Consider the following 8,684-nt stretch of genomic DNA (forward strand, 5'->3'; position numbering starts at 1 on the left):
CGGCTGCCGCGCCAGCACCACAAGCATCTGAAGTCGACCAACATGCTCGAGCGCCTCAACGAGGAGATAAGACGCCGAACCTATGTCGTGCGCATCTTCCCCAACACCGAAAGCTGCCTGCGCCTCGTCAGGGCCCTAGCTGTCGAAACCAACGAAAACTGGATGGAGGCCAACCGCTACATCAACATGGACGATCTCAAGGAGCACAAAAAGCTCCAACTCCGAAAAGCAGCATGACCAGATTCATGGCCGCCCAAATTGCAGAACTTGACGCACACGACCTCCCCCCTTGAGGGGGAGATGCCCCCGGCAGGGGGCAGAGGGGGGTAATTGCCTGTCCGCTTGTAAGAGTGGTTCGGCCGTGTTGAAGCGCTGATACCCCCCTCTGTCAGCTTGCGCTGACATCTCCCCCTCAAGGGGGGAGAGGGGCGCTGCGGCAAAAGGAAGGCCAGATCCTCCTCCGTGCGTGCAATGCAAACACTGCCCTCAAGGGGAAGGGAAACGAAAGCCCGTCCAATCCCGCAAATCCCCCCCACCTCAAAACTTCGCAGGTGCGAAGATGCGAAGTCCGGTGGAGAGGCTGGCGAGGGCGTCCTGGCCAAGGGCCAGCATGGCCGGTTGCGGCTGGTTGGTGCCAAGACCGCGCACCTGGCGCACGTGGTTGACGGCGCTGTCGAAATCCGGAAACTGTTCCGGCAGGGCGAGGTGCAGATACAGCGCGATGACGGTGGCCGAGCGGCTGCGTCCGCCCCGGCAGTGCACCAGCACATGGCCGCGCCGGTGGGGCGGGTAATGCGGCTTGCCGGGGCTGTCCTGCGTCAGCATGCCATGCAGCGCCATGACGCCTGCCAGCAGGTGCTGCGGCGCGTTGCCCGGCCCGTCGATGAGGCCGATGTGGGTGCGGCGGATGGTTGTGCCATCGGAAAGGGTCAGCGGTGCCATTTCCACATTGACCGCAAGGTTCATGGTGGAGGTGACGCCCTCTGTGAGCAGCAGCGCCGGATCATCCGCCGCCACCTTGTTGCCGATGAACAGGGTGGCGCCGTGGGGGCCGAGGCCGCTCGCCACTTCACAGAGCACCGGCAGGCGGTCCTCTTCTTCTTCGGGCAGAAGGGCGCTGGCGGGGGGCATGCGGGTCATATCCATCTCCTGACCGGCTGCACCGGTCCCAATTGCAGGTCAAGTTCCGGCCCAAAGATCAGGCTGCGGCCAGTGTGCAGCCGGGGGCCAAGGGCGGCAGTGAGTTTTGGCATTGCTTCGGGCGCGGCAAAGGCAGGCACCACATGGCAGGCGCGGGTGTGGTCCGCAAGCCAGAGCGTGTCGCGCAAGCGGGGATGCACATTCCAGCCAAGCCATTCGGCATGGCCCCGCGCCAGCAGATCGGCGGCAGGCGTGCCGGGGGGCACGTGGCTGGAAAAGACGAAACGGAAGCCCTCGTCCGCCCGTGCCAACAGGCTGGCGGCAAGGCCGGATTCCGCATTGGCTTCCGTGGTGACGATCACGTCCGTGGGCTTATACGCCCCGCTGCGGCCTGCACCGGGCATAAGCGCGGCCAGCTCTTCCCGTGTGCCGGGATGGCAGATGCGCGATGGTGACTGCGCCAGCGCCTCCATTTCTGCAAGCACCACCGGGCAGGCGCGGGGCTTCAATCCCTCACGGGCCAGCGCCAGCACCACTTCCGGCCCGCGCCCGGCGGAAGGCACGGGCAGCACCGCGCCGCCGCGCACAGCCTCTGCCATCAGGCCAATCTGGTCCGCAAGGCTGCTGTCCCGGTCGCCATAGGAAGCGTCGGTGACGAGGCAGGCGGCGCGGGGCGGCGGGTCAAAGGCGAGAAGGCCGGACTCCGGCGTCCAGTCGCCCATGTAGAGAAAGCCGCAATCCGCCGCCACATGCAGCCAGATGCCGCCTGGCGCATGGCCGCTGCGGCCGGTGGTGAGGGTGAGCCCTGCGACTTCCGCAGTTCCGGCGAGCGGCAGCGGGTTGCGCGCGGCCTGCGGCAGCACCGCCTCCGGGATCTGCGCGAAGGTTTCCGCCGTTGCATAGACGGGCGGGCGGCCCAGCCTTGCCCGCAGCTGCAGGGCACCGGCATGGTCCTGATGGGCATGCGAGAGGCACAGGGCATCCACAGGGCCAACACGGCTCACATCCGGCAGAACGCCGGGTTCGGGCCCCTCGCCAAGGTCAAACAGAATGCGGCGGCCGCAGGTTTCCAGCAGAAAGGCTGCGGGCAGCTTGCCGCCCGCGCCGCTGATGATTTTCAGTTCTGCCAAGGCAGGGCTCCCTTCGGCAGGCGGGAGGAGAACAGCGAGGCGGTGCCCATCAGCAGCAGAATGACAACGATCATCAGGCAGCCAACTGCCGCCGCCAGCGTCGAGGAGCCGCCTTCCTCAAGGAAGACGATCATCGGGCCGATGGTGCGGGCGCCGGAGGAGACGAGCAGGATGGAGACCTGGATCTCGTTCAGCGCCGTCATGAAGACGATGATGCCGCCGGCAATGGCGGAAGGCGCCAGCATGGGCAGGATGATGTCCTTCATCCGGGCGAGGAACCCGGCACCGGCAACACGCCCCGCTTCTTCCAGCGACCGCTCGATCTGGGCAAAGCCGCCCATCACCGGACGCAGCGCGAGGGCGAGGAAGTTGGAGAGATAGGCGGCCAGAATGATCCAGACCGTGCCATAGATGCTGACGTTGATGAAGGGCAGGGGCCTCAGGAAGAAGAGGATCATGGCCACGCCCAGCACGATGCCCGGCAGCGCATAGGCCAGCTCCGCCGCCAGCTGCACCAGCCGCACAAGCGGGCCTTTGTGCCAGCTGAGGAAATAGGCGAGGAATACCGCCATCACCACCAGCAGCACGGTGGCGGTCAGCGTCAGGCCGAAGCTCGTCAGGAAGGCTTGCCGGATCGAGGCATGATGCAGCAGCGCATTGGCGTAGTTCTTCAGCGTCAGGCTGGCGAATGTCAGCTCCTGCCCGAAGCCGCTGACCAGCGACGTGGTGACGAGGGCCGAGAGCGGCAGCAGCAGGGTGAGCGCAAGGAAGACCCACGCCCCGGCTTCCGCAACAATGCGGCCCCTGCCGAGGGAGAAGGTGACCGGCTGGCCGAGGCCATCGACCCTGAGATCCCCGCGCCGGGCCATCCATCCGGCAAGGCCGAGGCCTGCCACGGTGAGGGCGGAGAGCAGCAGGGCGAGCGCGGCCATATCGGACAGGGCCGAGGGGCCATAGCTGTTGAGCTGCTGGTAGATGAGGGTGATCAGCGTCGGGAAGCGGGCCGGTATGCCCAGCATCGCCTGAATGCCGAAATTGCCGATGGCCGAGACGAAGGCGAGCGCGGCACCGGCCATGATGCCGGAGCGGGCAAGCGGCAGGAGGATGGTGAAGAGCATGCGCCGGTTGCCAGCCCCGGCAGCGCGGGCAGCCTCCGCCAGGTTCTGCGGAATGCGGCGCAGGGTGGCGCGCACGGTGAGGAACACCAGCGGTGCATTGTATAGCCCCAGCAGCAGGATGATGCCGGTGGCGGAAAACATCGGGTGCCGCGCCCCTGAAGGCAGGGCAAGGCCGAGCGCGCCCAGCAGCGGGCTGGAGGGCGAGAAGGCCTGCACCCAGGCAAGGGCGGTGACCTGCGGCGGGATCATCAGCGGCAGCACGAAGCAGAAGATCCAGGCGGTCTTGCCGCGCATGTTGGTGTGCACGGTGAGGATGGCTGCGAGCGTGCCAAGGGCAACCGCGATCACCGAGGACAGAACCGCGACCTGCAGCGAATTGAGCGCCGCCGTGATCACCCGGCCCTTGAGGTAGAGCGAGGACAGACGGTCAAGATCGATCACCCCGTCCGGCGCAAGGCCGGCCATGGCGAGGCGGGCGAGAGGGGCGAAGGAAAGCAGCCCCACGAGAATGGCCAGCCCGCCAAGGACCAGCCAGTCGGCGCGCAAGGGGAGCGCCAGACGGCGCCCCCCCGATGCGGAAAGAGTGATGTCGGACATGCCTCAGCCGCCGAAGATCTCGGTGAACCTGGCGCGGGCGGCAGCGTCGGTTTCGACGGCCTTGTCCGCATCCACCGGCAGCAGCTTGATGGTGTCCAGCTTGGGGAAGCCGGCCGGCGGGGTCATCGCCGGGTCGATCGGCAGGTTGCCCTGCTTCACCACCAGTTCCTGGCCTTCCTTCGACAGCAGGAAGTCGATGAAGGCCTTGGCGGCATCCACGTTCTTGGCCGTGGACATGATGGCGGCCGGTTCGGTGATGAAGGAGACGCCATCCTTCGGGAAGATGAAGTCCACCGGCGAGCCGCTGGCCTTGGCGCGCATCACGTCGGCATCGACGACGATTGCGTATTTGGCCATGCCGCCTGCAACCGCCTTCAGGGCCGGGCCATTGCCGCCTTCCGGGGCGATGCCCAGCTTGGCGAGGCCTTCATAGAACTCCCAGCCGATGCCCGGCACGTTGACGACGCTGTGCATGTGGTTGAGCGCGGCGCCCGAATAGAGCGGGCTCGGCACGGCGATCTGGCCCTTGTTGTCCTCGTTCAGCAGCTCGGCCCAGGTCTCCACCGGCTTGGCGTTCTGGGTGTTGTAGGCAATGCCGGTGGACATGATCTTCGTGCCGAAGAACATCTTGTCCTTGTCATAGGTGCTGGCGTCATAGCCCTCCACCTTGGCTTCCGGATAGGCCATCAGGCGGCCTTCGGCCTTGAGCTGGCCCAGGTTGATGGTGTCGGCCACCAGCAGCACGTCCGGCTTCACGTCGCCAGCGGTGATTTCGGCGCGCAGCACGTTCATCAGCTGGCTGGTGCCGTTGCGGGTCCATTCAACCTCGATGCCCGGGTTCTTCGCCTTGAAGGCGTCAACCGTCTGCTGGGCAATTTCCGGCGACTGGGAGGTGTAGAGCACCAGCGTTCCGGCGTTTGCCGTGCCGGCCATCAGCATGAGAGCAAGTGCAGAAAGAAGGCGCATGGTCAGGTCCTGTCGTCTTTGGGGGGTGAAAGCCGGGCGGGGCATGTCAGCCCGCATCCGGAATGATCCAGCCGTCATCGGCCCGGACATGGATGACGCTGCCGCCCGGCAGCGCGAAGTCACCGGGAGCCTGCAGCGTCAGCTGAAGGTCCGGCATGGCGTGGGGGTGGAAATCCACCTGTGTGTGGGAGCCGCGGAAGATCACCTGGGTGATGGTGGCGGCAAAACCGTCTTGCGGTGCGGGCGCAATCACCAGCTCGCCCGGATGCACGCAGAGGCTCACCTTTGCCTGCTGCTGCTGGCCGGAGCGGGCGCGCACCTCGTGCCGGTGGCCGAAAATCTCCACCATGGCGTGGCCTGCGCGGCCAGAAGGGGTGGCATCCGTGCCCGGCAGGATCAGGCCGCCGCCGATGAAACGGGCGACCATTTCGTTCTGCGGCTCGCGGTAAAGCTCGCGCGGCTTGCCGAACTGCATCACCCGGCCCGCCTCCATCACCGCAATGCGGCTGGCAAGGGCCATGGCTTCGGACTGGTCATGGGTGATGTAGATCATGCTGGCGCCGGTGCGGCGGTGAAAGTCGAGGAACTCGCGCTCCATGGAAGCGCGCAGGTGCACGTCGAGATTGGCCAGCGGCTCGTCCAGCAGCATCACGGACGGGTTGGCCGCAAGGCAGCGGGCCAGGGCAACGCGCTGGCGCTGGCCGCCGGACAGATCAGACGGGGCACGGCTGCCAAGCGCCTCCATGCCGACGGTGGCCAGCGCCTCGCGGCAGCGGCGCGCCCGCTCCGCAGAGCTGACACCGGCGACCTTCAGCGCATAGCCGACATTCTCTTCCACGCTCATGTGCGGCCACAGGGCGTAGTTCTGGAAGACAATGCCGATGTTGCGCTGTTCCGGCGGCAGGCTGGCGGCAGGGGAGGCAACCTCCCGCCCGCCAAGGCGGATGGAGCCCGCTTCCAGCGTCTCGAAGCCCGCGATCAGCCGCAGCATCGTCGTTTTGCCGCAGCCGGAGGGGCCGAGAATGGCGACGAATTCCCCGTCGTTGACCGTCAGGGACACCCCGTCCACCACCCGCTTGCCGCCATAGCTCCGGACAATATCCGTCAGTTCGATTCCAGCCACGTGCCGATCCTGAAAAATGAGCAATCTCAGTCATTTAATGCGCTTGATCACAGATAAAACTTGATCTGCACACGTGTGCACATTACAGCTGTTATGCTTCGGTTTTATGACGGGGCCAGAGGTTGCAATCCGGCAGGGATGCCAGTGTGCGGACAGTGCGCGGCCAGTGCGCAGAAACTGCGCAAACATGCGGGGAGAGGTGAATGAGCAAGGCCGGTTTTGTGACCGCAGCCGATGTGGCGAAGCTTGCGGGCGTGTCGCGCTCGGCCGTTTCGCGCACTTTCACGCCCGATGCCTATGTCTCCCCGGCGGTGCGTGAAAAGGTGCTGCGGGCGGCGGATGAGCTGGGCTACCGGGTGAACCGGCTGGCCAAGGACCTGCAGACCTCCCGCTCCAGCATGGTGGCGATTGTCGGCGCCCGCTTTTACGAGCCCTATGTGGCCGGGCTGCTGGATGACCTCAGCGCTGCGCTGATCGGCAAGGGCCTGCATGCGCTGCTGCTCAATGCCTCGTCGCAGGACATGACGGCGCTGCTCAATCTGGTGCTGGAATACCGGGTGCGGGCGGTGATCGTGCTCTCCGGAGCCCCCCCGCGCGAGCTGATCGACCAGTGCCTGCGCGCCCGCCAGCGCATGATTCTCATCAACCGCCACATGGAGAATGTGGAGGCAGGCGCGATCGAGACCGACGACCGCATGGGCGGACGGATGGCGGCAGAGCGCCTGCTGGCGGCGGGGCGGCAGAGGCTCTGCGTGGTGCGCTCCGGGGCCGACACCCCCAGCCAGCGGCGCCGGGCAGCGGGCTTTCTGGAGCGGCTGGACGAGGAAGGCATTGCCTGCGAACGCTGGGTGGCCGGGCGCGGCAACTATGAAGCAGGCTGTGAAGCGGCCCGCAGCCTTCTGCGATCCTCAGGTCCAGCTATTGCCCCGGCTATTGACGGCGTCTTCGCCGCCACCGACCGCACGGCCCTCGGCTTTCTCAATACGGCGCGGTTTGAAATGGGCGTATCCGTGCCGCAGGACGTGTCGGTGATCGGCTTCGACGACATCCCGGAAGCTGCCTGGTCCTCCCACAACCTCACCACCATCCGCCAGTCCGCACCGGATGTGGTGGCAGCGGTGCTGACGCTGCTGGCCGAAGAAGACGAAGACGCAGGCCCCCGGCGCGTGGCCATTCCGGTCAGTCTGGTGGAGCGGGGGACGGTGTGAGGCCAGCATGCGATGGCCCTGACTCGGCGGAAACCGGCTCTGACTGCGAAGCTCGGGTCAACCGTTAAACTATCGATATCAATGACTGTTGATGGTGTAGAGGTGTTGTCGAAATACATCCCGGGACACTGCCCTATGGAAGGCGCCGGTTTTACCTGTGAGTCGCCTTGATTTTCTTTTGACCTTGCGCAAACAGTTCTCAAGGTTCTGAATTTCCGGATTTTTTCCAAGGGGCGAAACGTGAAGGGCTATGCTGCAAAAGGTGGGTTACTTTCCTCCGTTTCGTATCTCCATATTAAAAGAAGCAATCTCAATGCGCTGACGGCCGGACTCACGGCGGCCTCTCTTGTTGTTTCCCAGCTGTCCCCCGCATTCGCGCAAGTCGTGCTGCCCACAGATGGCTCGGTTGCATCGGGTTCTGTTTTCATCGGCTCCAGCGGGCCGGTGATGACGGTGACGCAGGGTAGTAATCAGGCAATCGTCAACTGGGGCAGCTTCTCGATCGGGCAGGGCAATACGGTCCATTTCGTTCAGCCGGATGCCTCTGCCTCGATTCTGAACCGTGTCACTGGTGCCACCGCTTCCACCATTGCCGGTGCCCTCAACGCCAATGGTCAGGTCTATCTGATCAACCCCAACGGCATCACCATCACGCCGACAGGCCGGGTTACGGCGGGCGGCGGCTTTGTGGCTTCGACTCTGGACATGTCGGATGAGGATTTCCTCAAGCGGCAGTACCGGTTCTCCGGCAACGGGTCGTCAGCAAAGGTCAGCAACGAGGGTGTGATCACCATCGGGCGCGGCGGCTATGCGGCGCTGATCGGCGGCACTGTCCGCAATGACGGGCTGATTGCCGTGCCGATGGGCAAGGTGGGGCTCGGCTCCGGCGAGCAGGCAACGCTGGACCTGTCCGGCGACGGCTTCCTGCAGGTGGCCCTGCCCACGGCGGAGGGCGCCGAAGGGGATGGCGCGCTCGTCGAGAACAGCGGGCAGATCTCGGCCGAAGGCGGCACCGTGGTGATGAAGGCGGCCACCGCCCGCCATGCGGCACGCCATGCGGTCAACCTCTCCGGCTCTGTCGAGGCAGACAGCATCTCGGGCAGCGATGGCAATATCGTCATCGGCGGCGGCGAGGGCGGCAAGGTCACGGTTTCCGGCAAGGTGGCGGCGAAGTCTGCCAGCGGCAAGGGCGGCAAGATCACGGTCACCGGCCAGCAGGTGGCGCTGAAGGGCGCGCAGATTGATGCCTCGGGCGCCACGGGCGGCGGCACGGTGAAGATTGGCGGCGGCTGGCAGGGCACGGGCACCACGCAGCGGGCCGAGACCACCAGCATTGATGCGGCCAGCATCATCCGCGCCGATGCCACGCAGAGCGGCAACGGCGGCACGGTGGTGGTCTGGT

8 protein-coding genes are annotated in these 8,684 nt (G+C 65.7%); 3 read left to right on the plus strand and 5 right to left on the minus strand.

Going from position 1 to position 8,684, the window contains the following annotated elements:
* Positions 1–237, plus strand: a 237-nt coding sequence (locus H163_RS23420; RefSeq protein ID WP_026355861.1) for an IS256 family transposase, incomplete at its 5' end; no start/stop codon positions are given.
* A gap of 300 nt (positions 238–537) precedes the next feature.
* Here H163_RS23420 and H163_RS23425 read toward each other — a convergent pair.
* Genes H163_RS23425 through H163_RS0121485 form a run of 5 tightly spaced genes read right to left on the minus strand, consistent with a single transcriptional unit; the run spans position 538 to position 6,074 of the window.
* Positions 538–1,140: a dual specificity protein phosphatase family protein gene (locus H163_RS23425; RefSeq protein ID WP_169445942.1), complete on the minus strand. Its 603-nt coding sequence runs from the start codon at positions 1,138–1,140 to the stop codon at positions 538–540.
* Positions 1,137–2,270: an MBL fold metallo-hydrolase gene (locus H163_RS23430; RefSeq protein ID WP_019966673.1), complete on the minus strand. Its 1,134-nt coding sequence runs from the start codon at positions 2,268–2,270 to the stop codon at positions 1,137–1,139. Before H163_RS23430 ends, H163_RS23425 begins: the two co-directional genes overlap by 4 nt.
* Positions 2,258–3,985 (minus strand): ABC transporter permease, encoded by a 1,728-nt coding sequence (locus tag H163_RS0121475; RefSeq protein ID WP_019966674.1) that lies wholly within the window; start codon positions 3,983–3,985, stop codon positions 2,258–2,260. The genes H163_RS23430 and H163_RS0121475 overlap by 13 nt, the downstream gene beginning before the upstream one ends.
* A 3-nt stretch (positions 3,986–3,988) precedes the next feature.
* Positions 3,989–4,951, minus strand: a complete 963-nt coding sequence (locus tag H163_RS0121480) for an ABC transporter substrate-binding protein (RefSeq protein ID WP_019966675.1) — start codon at positions 4,949–4,951, stop codon at positions 3,989–3,991.
* 46 nt (positions 4,952–4,997) lie between these two features.
* Positions 4,998–6,074 (minus strand): ABC transporter ATP-binding protein, encoded by a 1,077-nt coding sequence (locus H163_RS0121485; protein WP_019966676.1) that lies wholly within the window; start codon positions 6,072–6,074, stop codon positions 4,998–5,000.
* Between the two features lie 203 nt (positions 6,075–6,277).
* Between H163_RS0121485 and H163_RS0121490 the strand changes: the two genes are divergently transcribed.
* Positions 6,278–7,282, plus strand: coding sequence for a LacI family DNA-binding transcriptional regulator (locus tag H163_RS0121490; RefSeq protein ID WP_019966677.1), 1,005 nt, complete (start codon positions 6,278–6,280; stop codon positions 7,280–7,282).
* A 384-nt stretch (positions 7,283–7,666) separates the two neighbouring features.
* Positions 7,667–8,684 (plus strand): two-partner secretion domain-containing protein (locus H163_RS23435; RefSeq protein ID WP_247643345.1); only part of this gene is annotated, 1,018 nt, incomplete at its 3' end.

The sequence above is a fragment of the Pannonibacter phragmitetus DSM 14782 genome (assembly GCF_000382365.1).
Lineage (GTDB): Bacteria > Pseudomonadota > Alphaproteobacteria > Rhizobiales > Stappiaceae > Pannonibacter > Pannonibacter phragmitetus.

What these genes read in the sequence shown, in the direction of transcription:
- H163_RS23425 (WP_169445942.1), bottom strand. Translation starts at nt 1,140, where the DNA reads ATGACCCGCATGCCCCCCGCCAGCGCCCTTCTGCCCGAAGAAGAAGAG.
- H163_RS0121475 (WP_019966674.1), bottom strand. Translation starts at nt 3,985, where the DNA reads ATGTCCGACATCACTCTTTCCGCATCGGGGGGGCGCCGTCTGGCGCTC.
- H163_RS0121480 (WP_019966675.1), bottom strand. Translation starts at nt 4,951, where the DNA reads ATGCGCCTTCTTTCTGCACTTGCTCTCATGCTGATGGCCGGCACGGCA.
- H163_RS0121490 (WP_019966677.1), top strand. Translation starts at nt 6,278, where the DNA reads ATGAGCAAGGCCGGTTTTGTGACCGCAGCCGATGTGGCGAAGCTTGCG.